General features: G+C 71.4%; 19 protein-coding genes. 7 read left to right on the top strand and 12 right to left on the bottom strand.

Features of this window, described 5'->3' with window-relative positions:
* Position 1: 1 nt before the first annotated feature.
* The gene (locus ACIQFU_RS30330; RefSeq protein ID WP_402555722.1) at positions 2–970 is read right to left on the bottom strand and encodes a hypothetical protein; all 969 of its coding nucleotides are present in this window, start codon (positions 968–970) and stop codon (positions 2–4) included.
* A gap of 81 nt (positions 971–1,051) precedes the next feature.
* On the opposite strand from ACIQFU_RS30330, the gene ACIQFU_RS30325 reads away from it, so the two are divergent.
* Both ACIQFU_RS30325 and ACIQFU_RS30320 read left to right on the top strand, forming a co-directional pair.
* On the top strand, positions 1,052–1,246 hold the full coding sequence (locus ACIQFU_RS30325) for a DUF3046 domain-containing protein (protein ID WP_031037914.1): 195 nt from the start codon (positions 1,052–1,054) through the stop codon (positions 1,244–1,246).
* A gap of 177 nt (positions 1,247–1,423) precedes the next feature.
* A complete protein-coding gene (locus tag ACIQFU_RS30320; protein WP_402555748.1) occupies positions 1,424–2,596 on the top strand; it encodes an AI-2E family transporter in 1,173 nt (390 codons plus the stop codon).
* Between the two features lie 30 nt (positions 2,597–2,626).
* Here ACIQFU_RS30320 and ACIQFU_RS30315 read toward each other — a convergent pair whose 3' ends face one another.
* The gene (locus ACIQFU_RS30315; RefSeq protein ID WP_402555747.1) at positions 2,627–3,439 is read right to left on the bottom strand and encodes a hypothetical protein; all 813 of its coding nucleotides are present in this window, start codon (positions 3,437–3,439) and stop codon (positions 2,627–2,629) included.
* A 477-nt stretch (positions 3,440–3,916) separates the two neighbouring features.
* Here ACIQFU_RS30315 and recA point away from each other — a divergent pair, with 477 nt between their 5' ends.
* From recA to ACIQFU_RS30300, 3 genes are all read left to right on the top strand, one after another.
* The gene (gene recA / locus ACIQFU_RS30310; protein ID WP_402555720.1) at positions 3,917–5,041 is read left to right on the top strand and encodes a recombinase RecA; all 1,125 of its coding nucleotides are present in this window, start codon (positions 3,917–3,919) and stop codon (positions 5,039–5,041) included.
* Positions 5,042–5,044: 3 nt separating this feature from the next.
* Entirely contained in the window at positions 5,045–5,827 is a 783-nt protein-coding gene (gene recX, locus ACIQFU_RS30305; protein ID WP_402555719.1) for a recombination regulator RecX, read from the top strand.
* Between the two features lie 248 nt (positions 5,828–6,075).
* A complete protein-coding gene (locus ACIQFU_RS30300; protein WP_402555717.1) occupies positions 6,076–7,038 on the top strand; it encodes a sugar ABC transporter substrate-binding protein in 963 nt (320 codons plus the stop codon).
* Here ACIQFU_RS30300 and ACIQFU_RS30295 read toward each other — a convergent pair.
* From ACIQFU_RS30295 to ACIQFU_RS30260, 8 genes are all read right to left on the bottom strand, one after another.
* A complete protein-coding gene (locus ACIQFU_RS30295) occupies positions 7,032–7,457 on the bottom strand; it encodes a rhodanese-like domain-containing protein (RefSeq protein WP_402555716.1) in 426 nt (141 codons plus the stop codon). The genes ACIQFU_RS30300 and ACIQFU_RS30295 overlap by 7 nt on opposite strands.
* The gene (locus tag ACIQFU_RS30290) at positions 7,454–7,987 is read right to left on the bottom strand and encodes a cysteine dioxygenase (protein ID WP_402555714.1); all 534 of its coding nucleotides are present in this window, start codon (positions 7,985–7,987) and stop codon (positions 7,454–7,456) included. Before ACIQFU_RS30290 ends, ACIQFU_RS30295 begins: the two co-directional genes overlap by 4 nt.
* Before the next feature lie 83 nt (positions 7,988–8,070).
* Complete coding sequence (locus tag ACIQFU_RS30285) at positions 8,071–8,118, bottom strand: hypothetical protein (RefSeq protein ID WP_309506048.1); 48 nt, start codon at positions 8,116–8,118, stop codon at positions 8,071–8,073.
* A gap of 163 nt (positions 8,119–8,281) precedes the next feature.
* Entirely contained in the window at positions 8,282–9,913 is a 1,632-nt protein-coding gene (locus ACIQFU_RS30280; protein WP_402555712.1) for an FAD-dependent monooxygenase, read from the bottom strand.
* 194 nt (positions 9,914–10,107) lie between these two features.
* Positions 10,108–10,995 (bottom strand): amino acid ABC transporter permease, encoded by an 888-nt coding sequence (locus tag ACIQFU_RS30275; RefSeq protein ID WP_402555711.1) that lies wholly within the window; start codon positions 10,993–10,995, stop codon positions 10,108–10,110.
* Positions 10,992–11,660 carry an amino acid ABC transporter permease gene (locus tag ACIQFU_RS30270; RefSeq protein WP_402555709.1) on the bottom strand — a complete coding sequence of 223 codons (669 nt, stop codon included), beginning with the start codon at positions 11,658–11,660 and terminating at the stop codon, positions 10,992–10,994. Before ACIQFU_RS30270 ends, ACIQFU_RS30275 begins: the two co-directional genes overlap by 4 nt.
* A gap of 84 nt (positions 11,661–11,744) precedes the next feature.
* Positions 11,745–12,581 (bottom strand): glutamate ABC transporter substrate-binding protein, encoded by an 837-nt coding sequence (locus tag ACIQFU_RS30265; protein WP_402555707.1) that lies wholly within the window; start codon positions 12,579–12,581, stop codon positions 11,745–11,747.
* A 126-nt stretch (positions 12,582–12,707) separates the two neighbouring features.
* Positions 12,708–13,484: an amino acid ABC transporter ATP-binding protein gene (locus ACIQFU_RS30260; RefSeq protein ID WP_402555705.1), complete on the bottom strand. Its 777-nt coding sequence runs from the start codon at positions 13,482–13,484 to the stop codon at positions 12,708–12,710.
* A gap of 302 nt (positions 13,485–13,786) precedes the next feature.
* Between ACIQFU_RS30260 and ACIQFU_RS30255 the strand changes: the two genes are divergently transcribed.
* Together ACIQFU_RS30255 and ACIQFU_RS30250 are read left to right on the top strand one after the other, a co-directional pair.
* Entirely contained in the window at positions 13,787–14,485 is a 699-nt protein-coding gene (locus tag ACIQFU_RS30255; RefSeq protein ID WP_402555703.1) for a response regulator transcription factor, read from the top strand.
* Positions 14,482–15,906, top strand: a complete 1,425-nt coding sequence (locus ACIQFU_RS30250; protein WP_402555701.1) for an ATP-binding protein — start codon at positions 14,482–14,484, stop codon at positions 15,904–15,906. Before ACIQFU_RS30255 ends, ACIQFU_RS30250 begins: the two co-directional genes overlap by 4 nt.
* Here ACIQFU_RS30250 and ACIQFU_RS30245 read toward each other — a convergent pair.
* Together ACIQFU_RS30245 and ACIQFU_RS30240 are read right to left on the bottom strand one after the other, a co-directional pair.
* The gene (locus tag ACIQFU_RS30245; protein WP_402555700.1) at positions 15,903–16,898 is read right to left on the bottom strand and encodes a TAXI family TRAP transporter solute-binding subunit; all 996 of its coding nucleotides are present in this window, start codon (positions 16,896–16,898) and stop codon (positions 15,903–15,905) included. The genes ACIQFU_RS30250 and ACIQFU_RS30245 overlap by 4 nt on opposite strands.
* Before the next feature lie 271 nt (positions 16,899–17,169).
* Positions 17,170–18,414, bottom strand: coding sequence for a cation:proton antiporter (locus ACIQFU_RS30240; protein ID WP_402555698.1), 1,245 nt, complete (start codon positions 18,412–18,414; stop codon positions 17,170–17,172).
* Positions 18,415–18,416 lie beyond the last annotated feature (2 nt).

The raw sequence follows: 18,416 nt of genomic DNA, 5'->3' as shown, positions 1-18,416 counted from the left end.
GTCAGCCGAGGGGACGGCCGTACGCCCTGAGCGTGCGCAGGGCCTCGATCGTCGTCCGGGCGCGGGCCTCCAGCGCCGGGGCGAGCGCCCAACGGGGCCGGCGGACGGGCCAGCCGCCGTCGCCCTCCTGCTCCGCCGCGAGGAAGTCCAGGGAGCGGGCCACCTCGTCGTCCGTGAACCACGCGCGCGCGAGCGAACGCGGATCCCTCGCGTAGTCGTGCGGGAAACGGTGCTCGTCTGGTGCACAGCCGGGGGAGACCGGGTACGCGCCGGAATCGTCCGGGTCCAGCACGGCCAGGCGTCGCTCGCGCACCAGGCGGCCCAGCCGGTCGGCCGCGGCCTGCGCGCGCGGACGGTCCGGAGCGGTGTCCAGGAAGGCCACGGCGGCCTGGACCTCGTACGGGTGCGACGGCTCCAGTGACTCGGCCGCCTGCCAGCAGAAGTAGGTGGCGCGGAACAGCCAGGCGTGCCAGACCTCGTTGCGGTGCAGCAGACCGACCACCGGGCCGGTGGCGAGCAGCTCGCCGGAAGGGCCGGCCGCGACCGGCACGAAGGGCGCGGCCGGACGGGACTGCCCGCCCGCGCGGATCAGGGGCAGGGCACCCTCCGGGGTGGACACGGAGGTCAGATAGCGGCACACCCGCTCGACGCGCTGCCCGCCGCAGCGGCCCACGGCGTCCAGGACGCGCAGGGCGCGCGCGGTGTGCAGCGGCTGACTGGCAGGACCGCGCACATCGGGCTCCAGCGCGTGCCCGTACCCGCCGTCCTCGTTGCGGTAGGCCTCCAGCGCGGTCTCCACCGGGCCGGGGTCGCCGCCGCGGAAGTGGTACGCGAACAGCCGCCGTTCCAGTACGCGCGCGGTGAGCCACACGAGGTGCTCCGCGCGCGCGAGCGGTGAGCGCGGATCCGGGGCACGGGGGGACGTGGGCGGCGGGATCGCGGGGAGTGGGGACGCTCCGGTTTCGGCCATGGGACAGACCGTAGGCCGAAAAGCGGTTCCCTCAAGTGGTCCCGGCCCAAGGCCCACTCCCAGGGGCGGGATACTGGGGGCATGCGGTTGACGGTCTTCTGGGAGCGGATGACGGACCACTTCGGTCCGGGGTACGCCGACACCTTCGCGCGCGATCACGTGATGGCGGAGCTGGGCGGACGTACGGTGCACGAGGCGCTGGACGCCGGCTGGGACGCCAAGGACGTGTGGCGGGTGGTGTGCACCGTCATGAACGTGCCGCGGGAGAAGCGGTGAAAGTTCACGAAGATCACCCGGCGGGGTCTGCCTGTCGGTGGTGTGGGCGAGACTTGCTCCGTGCCATCCACTGACGAGACCGGGCAGGCGGCCCGGCACGCATCCCCGGCCGGCCCCACGCCGCCCACCGGGCCCCCGGCCGACGGCGTCTCCGCCGGCGCCGGCCCGGGTGCCCGCATGCCGCGCTGGCTGCCGCGTGCCATGGTGCTGGCCCTCGCGCTGATCGCCGCCTTCCAGCTGGGCAGCTGGGCCTTCCACCAGCTCACCGGGCTGCTGGTCAACGTCCTCATCGCGTTCTTCCTGGCCTTGGCCATCGAACCCGCGGTGAGCTGGATGGCCGCGCGCGGCCTGCGCCGCGGGTTCGCCACCTTCCTCGTCTTCCTCGCCGTGCTGATCGCCGCCGCGGGGTTCGTCACCCTGCTCGGCTCCATGCTCGCCGGCCAGATCGTCAAGATGGTCGAGGAGTTCCCGGACTACCTCGACTCCGTCATCAACTGGGTCAACGGCCACTTCCACACCGAGCTGAGACGGGTCGACATCCAGGAGGGCCTGCTCCGCTCCGACTGGCTGCGCAACTACGTGCAGAACAGCGCGACGGGCGTCCTGGACGTGTCGGCCCAGGTCCTCGGCGGTCTCTTCCAGTTGCTGACGGTCGTGCTGTTCTCGTTCTACTTCGCCGCCGACGGCCCCCGGCTGCGGCGCGGGCTCTGCTCCGTCCTGCCGCCCGCCCGCCAGGCCGAGGTCCTGCGCGCGTGGGAGATCGCCGTGGACAAGACCGGCGGCTACCTGTACTCACGCGGGCTGATGGCGCTGATCTCCGGCATCGCGCACTACATCCTCCTGGAGATCCTCGAGGTGCCCTACGCCCCCGCGCTCGCCGTCTGGGTGGGCCTGGTGTCGCAGTTCATCCCGACCATCGGCACCTATCTCGCGGGCGCCCTGCCCATGCTGATCGCGTTCACCGTCAACCCCTGGTACGCGCTGTGGGTGCTGGTCTTCGTGGTGATCTACCAGCAGTTCGAGAACTACATGCTGCAGCCCAAGCTGACGGCCAAGACCGTGGACATCCACCCCGCGGTCGCCTTCGGCTCCGTCATCGCGGGCACCGCCCTGCTCGGTGCCGTCGGCGCGCTGATCGCCATCCCGGCGGTCGCCACGCTGCAGGCGTTCCTCGGGGCGTACGTCAAGCGCTACGACGTCACGGACGATCCGCGCGTGCACGGGCGCCGGGTCCGCAGGGTGGCGCCCGGGGGGTCCACGCGGCTGCGCACGCTGTGGGTCCGGCGACCGGAGCAGGGACACCCGGGGGCGGAGGGGCCGGAAGGGGACGGGGACGGCGAATCCTCGTGAGGGCGGCGGGCCTTCTCGGGGGATGCCGCGTCAGTACGTCAGACCGGCCCACACGCCGGCGCCGGCCACGGCAGCCGCGTAGCAGCACACCGCTGCGGTCACGACCCGCCGCCGTACCGCCTCGCTCCACGGTGTGTAGGCGAGCAAGCGGGCCAGGAGCGGCAGGACCAGCACCGCGTGCAGGGACACGCCGTGCAGTGGCTTCAGCCACGCCGTGGAGTGGTAGGCGGCCTCCTGGTGACCGGTGCGGGTGAGCACCACACCGCGCGCGATCATCGCGGCGCCCGAGGCGAGCCCGACGAGCAGCACCGCGAACCCCGAGCGCACCGCCAGGGCCATTCCCGCGGGTCCCGTGGGTCGACGGAGGAACCCGGCGAGTGCGAACACGGAGAGCAGCACGACCAGGACGCCGCCGCCCACCGCGAGCGTCATGGACACGGCGGTGTCGAACGAGGTCTCCATGTTGAGATGCGAGGGCACCCCGCGCCATGCCTGGAGGGTGATCCCGCCCACCTCCACGAGGCAGTCGGCCGCGAACACCGCGAGCAGCGCGGAGCGCAGCCGCGGACGCACGCCCAGGTACGAGGTGACCCAGGTGACCGCGATCAGCGTCACCCCGAAGGACAGCCCGAACGTCACCGGTTTCCGCCAGGACACCGGCCCGTCCCAGGGGCCGCCGTCCACCGCGAACACCACCAGGTGCGCGAGACCGGAGAGGACCAGCAGGAGGCCGGTCGCGTGGCACAGGCGCGGTACGGGGGAGGAGGGCTGGGAGGGAGCGGCGCCCGTGGACGGGGTGGATCCGGTCCGGTGGGCGATCGGGGCGGTCCTCGCGTTCTGCATGGGAGGAGCCTGCCAACGGGCGGCCCGCCCCGTCGTCGTCCGGCCGGAGGCTCCTGTCGTACGCCTGCGGGAGCAGGGGCAGCCCTGCGGCTCCTGCGGCTTGGCGTCGATGTCCCGCAGGCCGCGGTCCTCGGACTCGGTGCGGGGTCTCGGTGCGGTGACCGCCGGTTCGGCGTCGAGACCGATGCCGGTCCCGGCCCCGGCGCCCTTCTTCCGGCTCACCCCGCGTCCAACCTCCGGGCCCACCGGGCCGGGAGACGTACGCTCGGAAGTGCCGCGTGGTGCGCTTGACACGAAAATCGAACATCCATTCTCATGGAGGCTCCGGCAGGGCTCGTGGCGGGTGATTCAAGTGGGTTCGGGTGGAGATGCACCCGAGTTATCCACAGGCCGGACCCGTGTCGAGGCCCATTGTCAGTGGCAGGCATTAGCGTCTTTGACGTGAAGCGATCGAATCAAGCAAACCGGGTGGAACCCATGGCAGGCACCGACCGCGAGAAGGCCCTGGACGCCGCGCTCGCACAGATTGAACGGCAGTTCGGCAAGGGCGCGGTCATGCGCATGGGCGAGCGGCCGAACGAGCCCATCGAGGTCATCCCCACCGGGTCGACCGCGCTCGACGTGGCCCTCGGCGTCGGCGGCCTCCCGCGCGGCCGTGTCGTGGAGGTCTACGGCCCCGAGTCCTCCGGCAAGACGACCCTGACCCTGCACGCGGTGGCGAACGCGCAGAAGGCCGGCGGCCAGGTCGCGTTCGTGGACGCCGAGCACGCCCTCGACCCCGAGTACGCCAAGAAGCTCGGCGTCGACATCGACAACCTGATCCTCTCCCAGCCGGACAACGGCGAGCAGGCTCTGGAGATCGTGGACATGCTGGTCCGCTCCGGCGCCCTCGACCTCATCGTCATCGACTCCGTCGCCGCGCTCGTCCCGCGCGCGGAGATCGAGGGCGAGATGGGCGACAGCCACGTCGGTCTGCAGGCCCGGCTGATGAGCCAGGCCCTGCGGAAGATCACCAGCGCGCTCAACCAGTCCAAGACCACCGCGATCTTCATCAACCAGCTCCGCGAGAAGATCGGCGTGATGTTCGGCTCCCCGGAGACCACGACCGGTGGCCGGGCGCTGAAGTTCTACGCCTCCGTGCGCATCGACATCCGCCGCATCGAGACGCTGAAGGACGGCACGGAGGCGGTCGGCAACCGCACCCGCTGCAAGGTCGTCAAGAACAAGGTCGCGCCGCCCTTCAAGCAGGCCGAGTTCGACATCCTCTACGGCCAGGGCATCAGCCGCGAGGGCGGTCTGATCGACATGGGCGTGGAGCACGGCTTCGTCCGCAAGGCCGGCGCCTGGTACACGTACGAGGGCGACCAGCTCGGCCAGGGCAAGGAGAACGCGCGCAACTTCCTGAAGGACAACCCCGACCTGGCCAACGAGATCGAGAAGAAGATCAAGGAGAAGCTGGGCGTCGGCGTGCGTCCCGAGGAGCCGGCCACCGAGTCCGGCGCGGACGCCGCCTCCGCCGCCACGGCCGATGCCGCCCCTGCGGTGCCCGCGCCCACGACCGCCAAGGCCACCAAGTCCAAGGCCGCGGCAGCCAAGAGCTGACCCGTGACCCGACGAACCGACTGGGCCGAGTACACCGACGGTTCCGCCGGGCCGGGCGACGGCACGTACGGGGCGGCTGCGGCCCCGTACGAGACGGACCTCTTCGCCGCGGACTCCCGTGAGTACGACGAGGCACGCCACGGTGACGGCGAGGCGCGCCGCAAGGGCGGACGGGGCCGCGGCGGGGGCGGCGGGCGAGGCCGCCGGCGGCGCGAGCGCGCCCAGCCGCCAGCCGAGGACGGAGGTGCCACTTCCTCGTCGAGGGCCGAGAAGGGGGAGCCTCCGCGGGACCCGGTCGAGCAGGCACGGGCGATCTGCCTGCGTCTGCTCACCGGGACCCCGCGCACCCGCAGACAGCTGGCCGACGCCCTGCGCAAGCGGGAGATCCCCGACGAGGCCGCGGAGGAGGTGCTGTCCAGGTTCGAGGAGGTCGGCCTGATCAACGACAGCGCCTTCGCGGAGGCCTGGGTGGAGTCCCGGCACCACGGCCGCGGGCTGGCCAGACGGGCCCTCGCCAGAGAGCTGCGGACCAAGGGCGTCGACGCCCCGCTCATCGACGCGGCGGTGTCCCGACTGGACTCCGAGCAGGAGGAGGAGACCGCGCGCGACCTGGTCGACCGCAAGCTGCGCACCACCCGGGGCCTCGACCGCGACAAGAGACTGCGCCGCCTCGCGGGCATGCTGGCCCGCAAGGGCTACCCCGAGGGCATGGCCCTGCGCGTGGTCCGCCAGGCGTTGGAGGAGGAGGGCGAGGACACGGAGTTCCTCGGCGACGAGGGGTTCTGAGCCGGCGTCCGGCCCGTGGCGCTCCGGGGCAGGCAAGCCGTGGGCGGGCAGGCCGGGCAGGGCGAGGAGCGCGCAGGCTTACCTTGCGGTCCCGGAAGGGTGAACACCCTCCGCGCGGCGGTACCGTCTGCGCCGTCGCGTGGCCGCAAGAGCCGCGGTCACCGCACGCGCACACCGTCGCCGGAGGACCGGCGGCGACCGACCCGCGCGGACACTCCTCAAGCACGCCCCGGAAAGGCGGCCCCGCCATGCCCACGCCCGTGCGCCGTCGAAGAGCCGTCCCTGTCCTGCTCCTCGGTACCGGCCTGCTGCTGAGCGGCTGCGGCCTCCAAACGGCCGGCTCCGGTTCCGCGGACGACGGGCCGCTCACCCTCGGATTCGTCAACGGCGGCGACAGCCCGTTCCACACCTGTCTCCAGCGGTCCGTGGAGATCGCCGCCAAGAACAACTTCGCCAGGCTGGTCACCGCCAACTCCCGGCAGAACGCCGCGACCGAGCTGAGCAACATCGAGGAGATGATCGCGCGCGGGGTCGACGCGATCATCCTGCAGCCCGTCGACACGGGCGCCCTGGAACGCGACATCGAGAAGGCCGAGAGCGCGGACATCCCCGTCTTCCTGACCTCCGTGAGCACCGACCCCGACGACATCCTGGGGGCCGTGGTGGTCGACCTGGAGGCCGTCGGGCGGCTCGACGCCCGTTGGGTCGCCGACGACGCGGCCGGCCGGGACGTGCAGGTCGGCGTGATCGCCGGGGCACCGGGTGCCGCCTCCGACCTGCTCACCGACGGCTTCACCGAGGCCCTGCCCGCCAACGCCGAGGTGGTCGCCGAAGAACCCGGCATGTTCGACGCAGGCAAGGCCGGAAAGATCGCCGCCGCCATGGCCCGCACCCATCCCGGCCTGGACTACGCCTTCGTCGCCAACGAGCAGATGGCCTTCGCGGCCCGCGAGGCCTTCGACGCGGCCGGAGCCGACCGGGTCAGGATCGTGACGGTCAACGGGACCGACGAAGCCCTGGCCGCGCTGAAGGACGGACGCTTCTCCGCGACGGTGTCCAACTCGGCCGGTAACACCGGTGAGCTGGCCGTCCGCAACACCATCGCCCTGCTGCGCGACAGGAAGACGAAGAAGATCGACCACACCCCGATCCGCCTGGTGACCAAGGGCAACGCGGACACGGCACCGTTGTACTGCCCCGCCGACTACTGAGGACCGGCGGCCACCGGCAGGCCCGCGGCGCGCCAGGCCTGGAAACCACCGATGAGATCGGTGGCCCGGTGCAGGCCCAGACGGTGCAGGGACTCCGCCGCCAGGCTGGAGGCGTAGCCCTCGTTGCACACCACGACCACCCGCACGTCGTGGTCCGTCGCCTCGGGCAGGCGGTGGCTGCCCTGTGGATCCAGACGCCATTCCAGTTCGTTGCGTTCGACCACCAGAGCGCCGGGAATCACACCGTCCCGCTCGCGCAGAGCGGCGTACCGGATGTCGACGAGCAGGGCCGCGCCGGCCTCGGCGGCGTCGTACGCCTCGTCCGGTGCGATCCGCCGGTATCCGGCGCGCACGCGCTCCAGCAGGTCGTCGATTCCAGTGGGGCTCGTCGGCCCCGCGGGCTCGGTGGGTCCGCTCACTGCCAGTCCTGCGGGCGCTCGACCTGCTCCAGGCGCAGGGCCTGCCCGCTGCGGCTGTAGCGCCGGATCTGGGGCAGGGGCGGGTAGTAGGCGTGCACGGACACCGCGTGGCGGTCGGACGACTCGTTGAGGACCTCGTGCACATGGTGCCGGCCGAAGGCGCGCCCCTGGCCGGCGGTCAGCCGGCGTTCCCGGTCCACACCGTCGCTGAGTTCCAGGGTCTTCCAGCCGTCGGTGGGCAGGCGGGCGGCAAGCGCGTTCTCCTTGAGTTCGCCCGCGGCCGTGACGAAGGCGCCCACGGAGTCGGCGTGGTCGTGCCAGCCGGTGCCCGTGCCGGGCGGCCAGCCGATCAGCCAGGCCTCGCTGCCGCCCGGGCCGGCCAGCCGCACCCAGGTGCGGCCCTCCGGGTCGAGCGGCAGGGAGGCGATCAGCTCGGCGTCGGCCGCCGCACGCCGTACGAAGTCGAGGAGTTCGGCCTGCGTCGGTGCGGCCGTGGCAGCGGAGGCAGGAGAAAGAGAGGGGAGGGACACGGGTACCGTCCTGGGAGTTCGCGAGGGAGCGCGCGGCGGCAGGCAGGCAGAAGCTGCGGCGGCGCGAAGAGGGGGATGCGAAGTCAGCAGGACGGACGACACACGCAGCCCGCATAGCGGACGAGGTCCATATGGACCCTCCGCCACAGGCGCACACAGGTGTCGGTCACGATCCGGAGTAGACCATGACGGTGCGAACCGGTCAACTCGCCGTCACCATGCGGACAGCGACCGTGCGCCCGGTGGCCGAAGGCCACGAGGCGTCGGCGGCCGGGCGCCGGCGGGCCGGCCCGCTCAACGCGACCCGGCCGCTGCCCCCGCCCCCGCCCCCTCCTCGGCGTCCGTCGACGCCCCCGCCGTCGCTCCGCCGCCCAGCGCGCTCTCCGCGGCCGCGTAGAGGTCGGCCGGGCGCACCCCGTTCAGCGCCGTGACCAGATGGCCGTCGGGCCGCACCAGCAGCACCGTGTGGGCGGCGGCACCCGGATAGCTCTCGGCGACCAGCAACTCGGCGTGGTGAGGCAGCGCCGTCACCGCCGCCGCCAGCCGGGGCATGATCCCGGCCGTCACCCAGTGCTTGCGCTCCCACACCCCCGTACCCGGCGCGATCAGCACCACCAGCAGCGCCCCGCGCCCGAGCCGGTCGCGCAGCCGTACGAAGGTGCCGTCCTCCGCCGTGACCCGCACGTCGGTGACCGGCGTCCCGGGCGGTGTGCCCACGGACACCTCCCCGGTGAGGTGCTCGGGCGCCAGCGGCGAGTCGGCGTACGTCCCGAGCGCGCCCAGCGTTCCGCGCCCGAGGTGACCGTCCGTCAGCAGCGCGTCGTTGCCGCGCGCCGAGCCGGGGACGTAGGAGCGCAGCCCGCTGCCGCCGCGGAGCAGGGGGAGCAGCTGGTCGGCGGCGCGCAGCCGTGCGGAGACCGCCGCCCGCCGCTCCTTCTGATAGCTGTCCAGCAGCGCCTCGCGAGGCCCGTGGTGCCAGGCCAGAGCCAGTTTCCAGGCGAGGTTGTCGGCGTCCAGCAACCCCTCCTCGAGGCCCTGTGTGCCCAGCGCGCCCAGCAGGTGCGCCGCGTCCCCGGCGAGCAGCACGCGGCCCACCCGCCAGCGGCGGGCGAGACGATGGTGGACGGTGTGTACACCGGTGTCGAGCAGTTCGTACGCCGGGGTCGTACCGTCGGCCCACCCGGTGAGGGTCTCGCGGACCCGGTTCACCAGGAGCTCCGGCGTGACCAGGTCCTTGCCGGGCGGCAGCAGCCAGTCCAGGCGCCAGACGCCGTCCGGCAGCGGGCGGCCGACCACCTCGCCGGCCGACGGCCCGGTCGTCCGCCACGGCGGCACGCGGTGGAGGAGCGCCTCGTCGGACCAGCGGAGTTCGGTGCGCAGCGCGGCGACGGCGTATCGTTCCACCGCCGTACGGCCGGGGAAGCGGATGTCCTGCAGCTTGCGGACGGTGGAGCGGGGGCCGTCGCAGCCGACCAGGTAACTGCCGCGCCACCAGGTGCCGGCGGGGCCGCGGGTGTGGGCCGTGACGCCGGACCTCTCCTGCTCGATGCCGTCCAGGCGGCTGTCCACGGCGACCTTGACGAGCCGTTCACGGGCGAGTGCCGTGCGCAGGACCCCGGCCAGCTCGTGCTGGGCGATGTGCAGAGGGGCCGGTTCGGCGTCGCCGAACACGACCTCGCGCATCACCTGCTTGCGCCGCATCGACCGCCATCCGGCCCAACGCGAACCCAGCCCCGTCAGCGGTGTGCCGGTCAGCCGCTCGACGAGCGCGACGGCCTCCTCGCGCAGGACGACGGTGCGCGCGGGGCGGGGTTCGTCCTTGCCCGGTCCCTCGTCGAGGACCACACAGGGCACCTCCTGCCGCGCCAGCGCCAGGGCGAGCGTGAGCCCGACGGGCCCCGCTCCGGTGATGATCACCGGGTCCACGGTGCGGCGCCCCCTGCCCGTGGCGGTGTCCCGGGGGACGTGGGTGAACAGGACATTTGAGCAGGGTGCACGGTCACAGAACGTATGCAACCTATTGCCGCAGCTTGCGTCAAGCGACGGAGGCCGTGGCGATCATGCCACGGCCTCCGCTGATGGTCATACGAGATGACTGTGTGTCAGGTGCGTCAGGTGTGTCAGACCTTGCCGACGGTTCCGGCGTCGGCGGTCTCCACGTCGTCCGCGCTGAGCACCGCACCGGTCGACTTCTTCGCCCGGCGCAGCCGGCGCTCCAGCCAGCCCGCGAAGGTGGTGAGGGAGAAGTTGAGCGCGATGTAGATCACGGCCACCACGGTGTAGCTGGCGATCACGTTGGCGCCGTAGTAGCCGCTCATCGTGTTGGCCGAGGCGAGCAGCTCGGGGAAGGTGAGGATGGCGCCACCGAGCGCGGTGTCCTTGAGGATCACGACGAGCTGGCTGACGATGGCCGGCAGCATCGCCGTGACCGCCTGCGGCAGCAGGATCAGCCGCATGATCTGACCCTTGCGCAGCCCGACCGCCATCGCGCCCTCGGCCTGGCCCTTGGGGAGGGCGAGAATGCCGGACCGGACGATCTCGGCGAGGACGGAGGCGTTGTACAGCACCAGGCCGGTGACGACGGCGTAGAGCGGGCGGTCGTCCGAGCTGACGTTCGTGTACTCCGCGAACAGCGCGAGACCGAAGATCATCAGCACCAGCACGGGGATGGACCGGAAGAACTCGACCACGACCCCGGCCGGTACCCGCACCCACCGGTGGTCGGAGAGCCGGGCGATACCGAGCGCCGCGCCGAGCGGCAGCGCGATGACCACCGCGAGGACCGCGGCCTTCAGGGTGTTCTGCAGACCCGGCCAGATGTACGTCGACCACGCCTCGGTGCCTGTGAAGAACGGCTTCCACAGAGCCCACTCGAGCTGGCCCTTGTCGTTGAGGGTGCCGAACACCCACCACAGCAGGGCGGCGAAGGCGGCCAGGAAGACGACCGTGAAGAGGATGTTGCGACGCTTGGCACGGGGGCCCTGGGCGTCGTAGAGGACCGAGCTCATCGCTTCACCGCCACCTTCTTGCCCACCCAGCCGAGGATCAGGCCGGTCGGCAGGGTCAACACCACGAACACGAGAGCGATGACCGCGGAGATGAGCAGCAGTTGGGCCTCGTTCTCGATCATCTCCTTCATCAGCAGCGCCGTCTCCGCCACACCGATGGCGGCGGCGACCGTGGTGTTCTTGATCAGCGCGATCAGCACGTTCGCCAGCGGAACCACGGACGAGCGGAACGCCTGCGGCAGGACCACCGTCCGGAGCACCTGGCCGAAGCTTAGGCCGAGGGCCCGGGCAGCCTCCGCCTGACCGACCGGCACCGTGTTGATTCCGGAGCGCAGTGCCTCGCACACGAACGACGACGTGTAGAGGATCAGGCCCAGGACGGCGAGCCGGAAGTTGATCGTCTCGAAGTCATTCCCTCCGCCGAGGGTGACGCCCAGCGTCTGGTTCAGTCCCAGCGACGCGAACAGGATGATCACGGTCAGCGGGATGTTCCGCACGATGTTCACGTACGCGGTTCCGAAAGCGCGCATCAACGGAACCGGGCCGACCCGCATGGCGGCCAGCAAGGTGCCCCAGATCAGGGAGCCGACGGCCGAGAGCACAGCGAGCTGCACTGTCGTCCAGACGGCACCTGCCAGGTCGTAATCCTGAAGAAAGTCGAACACGATCTCCCGCGCTTCCGCGTGTAGGGATGCCCGCCCCGGTGCGCCGCCCCTGCCGTGCGGCGGCGCACCCCGTCAGGCCCGGCCTCAGCTCTTGATGTCGCCGATCTTCGGCGCCGGCTCGTTCTGGTAGTTGGCCGGACCGAAGTTGTCCTTGACGGCCTTGTCCCAGGACTTGTCCGCGACCATGTCCTCAAGGGCCTTGTTGATCTTGTCCTTGAGGTCGCTGCCCTTCTTGACGCCGATGCCGTAGTTCTCGTTCGTCAGCTTGAAGCCGCCGAGCTTGAACTTGCCCTTGAACTGCGACTGGGAGGCGTAACCGGCGAGGATCGAGTCGTCCGTGGTCAGGGCGTCGATCGCACCGTTCTGCAGGCCGGGCAGGCAGGCCGAGTACGTCGGGTACGGCTGCAGCTGGGCCTTGGGGGCCAGCTTCTCCTTGATGTTCTGGGCGGAGGTCGAGCCGGTGACCGAGCAGAGCTTCGCGTCGTTCAGATCCTCGGGCGACTTGATCTTGTCGTCGTCGGCACGGATCAGCACGTCCTGGTGGGCGAGCAGGTACGGGCCGGCGAAGTCGACCTTCTCCTGGCGCTGCGGGGTGATCGAGTACGTGGCGGCGATGAAGTCGACGTCACCGCGCTGCAGCATCGTCTCGCGGTCGGCGCTCTTCGACTCCTTCCACTCGATCTGGTCCTCGGTGTAACCGAGCTTCTTGGCGACGTACGTGGCGATGTCCACGTCGAAGCCGGCGTAGCCGTCCGGGGTCTTCTGGCCGAGACCGGGCTGGTCGAACTTGATGCCGATGGTGATCTTCTTGTCGCCACCGCCGGAGGAGCCGCTGTCCTTGTCGTCGCCGCCGCACGCGGTGGCGGTCAGGGCGAGGGCGAGCACGGCGGCCGAGGCGGCGGAGACCTTGCGAAGCTTCATGGTGAACATCCTTTTGGCTGAGAACGAGCTGCGATCGGACGATCAGAGGATCAGGCGATCAGACGCGGCCTTCGACGGCGCGCCGCCACGGTGGGCGACGCGGGACGTCCAAGCCGCCTCGGGAAATCAGTGGTGCAGGATCTTCGACAGGAAGTCCTTGGCACGGTCGCTGCGCGGATTGCTGAAGAACTGGTCCGGCGTGGCCTCTTCGACGATGCGGCCGTCCGCCATGAACACCACGCGGTTGGCGGCGGAGCGCGCGAAGCCCATTTCGTGCGTGACCACGACCATGGTCATGCCGTCCTCGGCGAGCTGCTTCATGACCTCGAGCACCTCGTTGATCATCTCGGGGTCGAGGGCCGACGTCGGCTCGTCGAAGAGCATGACCTTCGGGTCCATGGCCAGCGCACGCGCGATGGCGACACGCTGCTGCTGACCGCCGGAGAGCTGCGCGGGGTACTTGTCGGCCTGGGCGCCCACGCCGACCCGGTCGAGCAGGGCGCGGGCCTTCTCCTCGGCCTTCTTGGCGTCGACCTTGCGGACCTTGACCTGGCCCAGGGTCACGTTCTCGAGCACCGTCTTGTGCGCGAAGAGGTTGAAGGACTGGAAGACCATGCCGACGTCGGCGCGCAGCCTGGCCAGCTCCTTGCCCTCGGCGGGCAGCGGCTTGCCGTCGATCGTGATCGAACCGTCGTCGATGGTCTCCAGACGGTTGACGGTGCGGCACAGAGTGGACTTGCCGGACCCCGAGGGTCCGATGACCACGACGACCTCGCCGCGGTGAATCGTCAGGTCGATGTCCTGGAGCACGTGCAACGCGCCGAAGTGCTTGTTGACACTGTTCAGGACGACCAGTTCGCCGGTCGCAGCCTTGTCTTCCTTGGCCACCGATACTTCGGTCATCGCTCTCGGGCTCCGTCCTCCTGGGTTTCGCAGGACAGTAGTGACCCGGGCCACGTCACGTCTCTACATCTGAGCGAGATCTGAGCATCACGATCCGATAGCAATCGGACACGAGTCGCAGCACTTGTGAGCTGGGCGCATATCGGCCGGATAACTTCGAGCGGCCGCAACCGGAAGCCTCTTGACGCCGTCCCCCTGCATCGGCGTCACTGCACAGGACGCACGCGCGCGTGAGGGTCCTGTCACCCGTCCCGATTCCTACCCGCCCCGAGCGTACGGCCGATGAACCGAAGGGAGCCCAGATGAGACTGCTGCTCGTAGAGGACGACAATCACGTGGCCGCCGCCCTGTCCGCGATCCTGGCACGGCACGGCTTCGACGTCACCCACGCGCGCAGCGGCGAAGAGGCGCTCCAGGCGCTCGTCCCCGAGGTCGACGGCTTCGGCGTCGTCCTGCTCGACCTGGGCCTGCCCGACCAGGACGGCTACGAGGTCTGCGGCAAGATCCGCAAGCGCACCGGCACCCCGGTCATCATGGTCACCGCGCGCTCCGACGTCCGCTCCCGCATCCACGGCCTCAACCTCGGCGCCGACGACTACGTGGTCAAGCCGTACGACACCGGGGAACTGCTCGCCCGGATCCACGCCGTCAGCCGGCGCACCGCCCACGAGGACGCCACCGGGAGCACCGAGACCGTCGTGCGCCTCGGCCCCGTGCGCATCGAACTGCCGACACGCCAGGTGAGCGTGAACGGTTCGGTTGTCCAACTCACCCGCAAGGAGTTCGATCTGCTCGCCCTGCTCGCCCAGCGCCCCGGTGTGGTCTTCCGCCGCGAGCAGATCATCAGCGAGGTCTGGCGCACCAGCTGGGAGGGGACCGGCCGCACCCTGGAGGTCCACGTCGCCTCCCTGCGCTCCAAGCTGCACATGCCCGCACTGATCGAGACCGTCCGCGGCGTCGGCTACCGCCTCGTCGCCCCCACCGCCCAAGGGGCCGGGTGAGCACACGCCTGCTCCCGCTGCTCATCGTCCTGATGGCTGCCGTGCTGCTCGCGCTCGGTGTGCCGCTCGGCGTCAGCGTCGCGCGCGCGGAGCAGCAGAAGGTCGTCATCGACCGCATCGACGACACGGCACGCTTCGCCGCGCTCGCCCAGTTCGTCACCCAGGACGGTTCCGGCGGCTCACGCCGGACGAGTACGGACGAGCGCCTGGAGACCCTGCAGACCGAGCTGACCAGCTACTACGAGGTCTACGGCATCAATGCGGGCGTCTTCTACCGCAACCACATCCCGATGGCCAACGCCCCCACGACGTGGTTCCTGCCCCAGACCGGTGAGGTCCGCGACTCCTTCGACGAGGCGCTGCTCAGCCGCCGCAGCCACGACCCCGAGCAGGTGTGGCCCTGGCAGGACGGGCGGCTCGTGGTCGCCTCGCCGGTCATCCGGGACGGCGACGTGGTCGCGGTCGTGGTCACCGAGTCGCCGACCGACTCGATGCGCGCGAGCACCCTGCGCGGCTGGCTGGTCATCGGCGCCGGGGAGGTCGCCGCGATGCTGCTCGCCGTCGGCGCCGCGCTGCGGCTGACCGGCTGGGTGCTCAGGCCCGTGCGGGTGCTCGACGCCACCACCCACGACATCGCCACCGGCCGGCTCAAGTCCCGGGTCGCGCCGGCCGGGGGGCCGCCCGAGCTCAGACGCCTGGCCGGGTCCTTCAACGAGATGGCCGACCACGTGGAGGACGTGCTGGAGCAGCAGCGCGCCTTCGTCGCCGACGCCTCGCACCAGCTGCGCAACCCGCTCGCCGCCCTCCTGCTCCGCATCGAGCTGCTCGCCCTCGAGCTGCCCGAGGGCAACGAGGAGATCGCCTCCGTCCAGACCGAGGGCAAGCGTCTGGCCCGGGTCCTGGACGACCTGCTCGACCTCGCGCTGGCCGAACACAGCCAGACCGACCTCAAGGTCACCGACATCGGCGCGCTGACCGCCGAGCGCGTGGCGGCCTGGGCGCCGACGGCCGAGGCCAAGGGCGTACGGCTGGTCGGGGACTGCCCGCCGACCACGGGCTGGGCCGACCCGGTGACCCTGTCCAGCGCCCTGGACGCGGTCATCGACAACGCGGTGAAGTTCACGCCCCCCGACGAGACCGTGCGGGTCGAGGTCGCCTCCACCGGGGACACCGCCACCGTCGTCGTCACCGACAACGGTCCCGGGCTCACCGACGAGGAGCTCGCGCGCGTGGGGGACCGTTTCTGGCGCAGCGGGCGTCACCAGAACATCAACGGCTCGGGTCTGGGCCTGTCCATCTGCCGGGCGCTGCTCGCGGCGGGCGACGGCTCGCTCTCCTTCGGCCACCACGACCCGCACGGCCTGGAGGTCACGGTCAGGGTGCCCAGGACGGGCACGGCGCCCGCGGAGCCGCGGCCCTAGGGCTTGACCGACCGGTAGTAGCGCCGGGCGCCCTCGTGCAGTTCCAGCGGGTCTGTGTAGATCGCGGTGCGCAGGTCCACCAGCTGCGCGGAGTGCACGTGCGCCCCGATGCCGTCGCGGCTGTCGAGCACGGTCCGGGTCAGCCACTCGGTGAGCCGCGGATCGACGTCGGCACGGGTCACCAGCAGGTTGGACACCGCCATGGTGGGCACCACGGCACCGTTCTGCACGGTGGGGTAGGCCGACTCCGGCATGTTGGTGGTGCGGTAGTAGCGGGTCGCGCCGCCCGACTGGTGCAGCTTGGTGATCAGGTCGTCGCCGATCGGGACGAACCGGAAGGCGGAGTTCTCCGCGATCTGCTTGAGACCGTCCGTCGGCACCCCTCCCGACCAGAAGAACGCGTCCAGTTCGTCACCCAGCCGCCCCGGGCCGGTGTCGATGCCGTCCGCACGGGGTGTGATGTCCGTCTCCGGATCGATGCCCACGGCCTTCAGCAGCCGGGTGGCGATCAGCCGTACCCCCGAGTCGGGCAGCCCGATGGCCACCCGCTTGCCACGCAGGTCGGCCACCGACTGGATGCCCGAGTCGTTCGGCACGACCAGCTGCACGTAGTCGTCGTAGAGCCGGGTGACCCCGCGCAGCTCATCGGCGCCCGGGCCGCCGGCCAGCTTGTACGTCTCGACCGCGTCCGCCGCCGCGATCGTGAAGTCGGCCTCGCCGGTCGCCACCCGCTCGACGTTCTCCTGCGAGCCCGCGCTCGTCATCAGCCGTACGTCCAGGCCCGGCATGTCCTTGCGCAGCTCGGTGCGCAGCAGCTCGCCGTACTTCTGGTAGACGCCCGCGCGGGTGCCCGTGCTGAACGTGATCGTCCCGCTCGGTGGTTTCTCGCCCAGCGGCAGCAGCCACCAGAGCAGCAGCCCGAGCACGACGGCACCCGCGACCGCGCCCTGCACGGCCCGGCGCCTGCCGATACGGGAGAGCAGCGTGGACATGGGGGCGATCCTGCCAGCCGGCACCCGCACTGACCAGGGCCGGGCTCACACGGCGGCGAGACGGCACCGGGGTGCGGACGCGGATCGGCGTCCGGGAACGGGACGTGAGGCCGCCGCCCCGCCTGCCGTCCCGCCTGCCGTCCCGTCCGTCGATCGGGTCGGGTCCGGTCGCGTGCCGAGGGCCCCCGTACGACGACCCCGGCACCTGTGTGCCGGGGTCGTGCCGGGGTAGCTGCGAGCGGGGGCGCCGCGGGCCGGGGCCGCGCAGACGTCAGTCGCCCACCGAGGCCTCCGCCCCGGCCTCCGCCTCCGTCGCCCGGGGCGTCCCCTCCGTGGGGCCGGCGGGGCGGTCGGGGTTGTAGCGGTGCCGGAAGAGGCGCATCGCCAGCGGCTCGGTGAAGCGCGCGGTGAGGGGGCCGAGGACGACCAGGATGAGGACGTACGCCGTGGCCAGCGGGCCCAGGGACGGCTCGATGCCGGCCGAGACCGCGAGACCCGCGATGACGATGGAGAACTCGCCGCGTGCCACCAGCGCGCCGCCCGCCCGCCAGCGGCCCTTGACGGAGATCCCGGCCCGCCGCGCCGCGATGTACCCGGTGGCGATCTTCGTCAAGGCGGTCAGCAGCGCCAGCGCCAGGGCGGGCAGCAGGACCGGCGGAATGCTGGCCGGATCCGTGTGCAGCCCGAAGAAGACGAAGAAGACCGCCGCGAACAGGTCCCGCAGCGGGCTCAGCAGCGTGTGCGCACCCTCCGCGACCTCCCCGGACAGCGCGATGCCCACCAGGAAGGCGCCCACCGCGGCCGACACCTGGAGCTGCTGCGCGACACCGGCGACGAGGATCGTCAGGCCCAGCACCACCAGGAGCAGCTTCTCGGGGTCGTCGCTGGAGACGAAGCGGGATATGAGGCGCCCGTAGCGCACCGCGACGAAGAGCACGAGGCCCGCCGCGGCCAGCGCGATCGCCAGTGTGATGCTGCCCGTCATCAGACCGGCGCCGGCCACCAGGGCCGTGACGATCGGCAGGTACACCGCCATCGCCAGGTCCTCGAGGACCAGCACGCTGAGGATCACCGGCGTCTCGCGGTTGCCGACCCGCCCCAGGTCTCCGAGGACCTTGGCGATCACACCGGACGACGAGATCCACGTCACGCCGGCGAGGACGACGGCGGCGACCGGGCCCCAGCCCATCAGCAGCGCGGCCACCGCGCCCGGCACGGCGTTGAACGCGCAGTCGACGAGACCCGCCGGATAGTGGGACTTGAGGTTGGTGACCAGGTCGCTGGCCGTGTACTCCAGGCCCAGCATCAGCAGCAGGAGGATGACACCGATCTCGGCGCCGGTCGCGACGAACTCCTCGCTCGCGCCGAGCGGGAGCAGGCCGCCCTCGCCGAAGGCCAGGCCGGCCAGCAGGTACAGCGGGATGGGGGAGAGGCGGTAGCGGCCGGCGAACCGGCCGAGCAGCCCGAGCCCCAGGATGATGGAACCGAACTCGATCAGGAGTACCGCGGAGTGCACGC

It is taken from the genome of Streptomyces sp. NPDC093065, from assembly GCF_044754585.1.
Lineage (GTDB): Bacteria > Actinomycetota > Actinomycetes > Streptomycetales > Streptomycetaceae > Streptomyces.
The sequence above is the reverse complement of the archived record's forward strand: the minus strand, read 5'-3'. Positions and strand labels throughout refer to the sequence as shown.

Excerpts from the sequence above, each read along its gene's own strand:
- ACIQFU_RS30330 (WP_402555722.1), bottom strand. The coding sequence starts at position 970 with ATGGCCGAAACCGGAGCGTCCCCACTCCCCGCGATCCCGCCGCCCACG.
- ACIQFU_RS30325 (WP_031037914.1), top strand. The coding sequence starts at position 1,052 with ATGCGGTTGACGGTCTTCTGGGAGCGGATGACGGACCACTTCGGTCCG.
- ACIQFU_RS30320 (WP_402555748.1), top strand. The coding sequence starts at position 1,424 with ATGCCGCGCTGGCTGCCGCGTGCCATGGTGCTGGCCCTCGCGCTGATC.
- ACIQFU_RS30315 (WP_402555747.1), bottom strand. The coding sequence starts at position 3,439 with ATGCAGAACGCGAGGACCGCCCCGATCGCCCACCGGACCGGATCCACC.
- recA (WP_402555720.1), top strand. The coding sequence starts at position 3,917 with ATGGCAGGCACCGACCGCGAGAAGGCCCTGGACGCCGCGCTCGCACAG.
- ACIQFU_RS30300 (WP_402555717.1), top strand. The coding sequence starts at position 6,076 with ATGCCCACGCCCGTGCGCCGTCGAAGAGCCGTCCCTGTCCTGCTCCTC.
- ACIQFU_RS30275 (WP_402555711.1), bottom strand. The coding sequence starts at position 10,995 with ATGAGCTCGGTCCTCTACGACGCCCAGGGCCCCCGTGCCAAGCGTCGC.
- ACIQFU_RS30265 (WP_402555707.1), bottom strand. The coding sequence starts at position 12,581 with ATGAAGCTTCGCAAGGTCTCCGCCGCCTCGGCCGCCGTGCTCGCCCTC.
- ACIQFU_RS30260 (WP_402555705.1), bottom strand. The coding sequence starts at position 13,484 with ATGACCGAAGTATCGGTGGCCAAGGAAGACAAGGCTGCGACCGGCGAA.
- ACIQFU_RS30255 (WP_402555703.1), top strand. The coding sequence starts at position 13,787 with ATGAGACTGCTGCTCGTAGAGGACGACAATCACGTGGCCGCCGCCCTG.
- ACIQFU_RS30245 (WP_402555700.1), bottom strand. The coding sequence starts at position 16,898 with ATGTCCACGCTGCTCTCCCGTATCGGCAGGCGCCGGGCCGTGCAGGGC.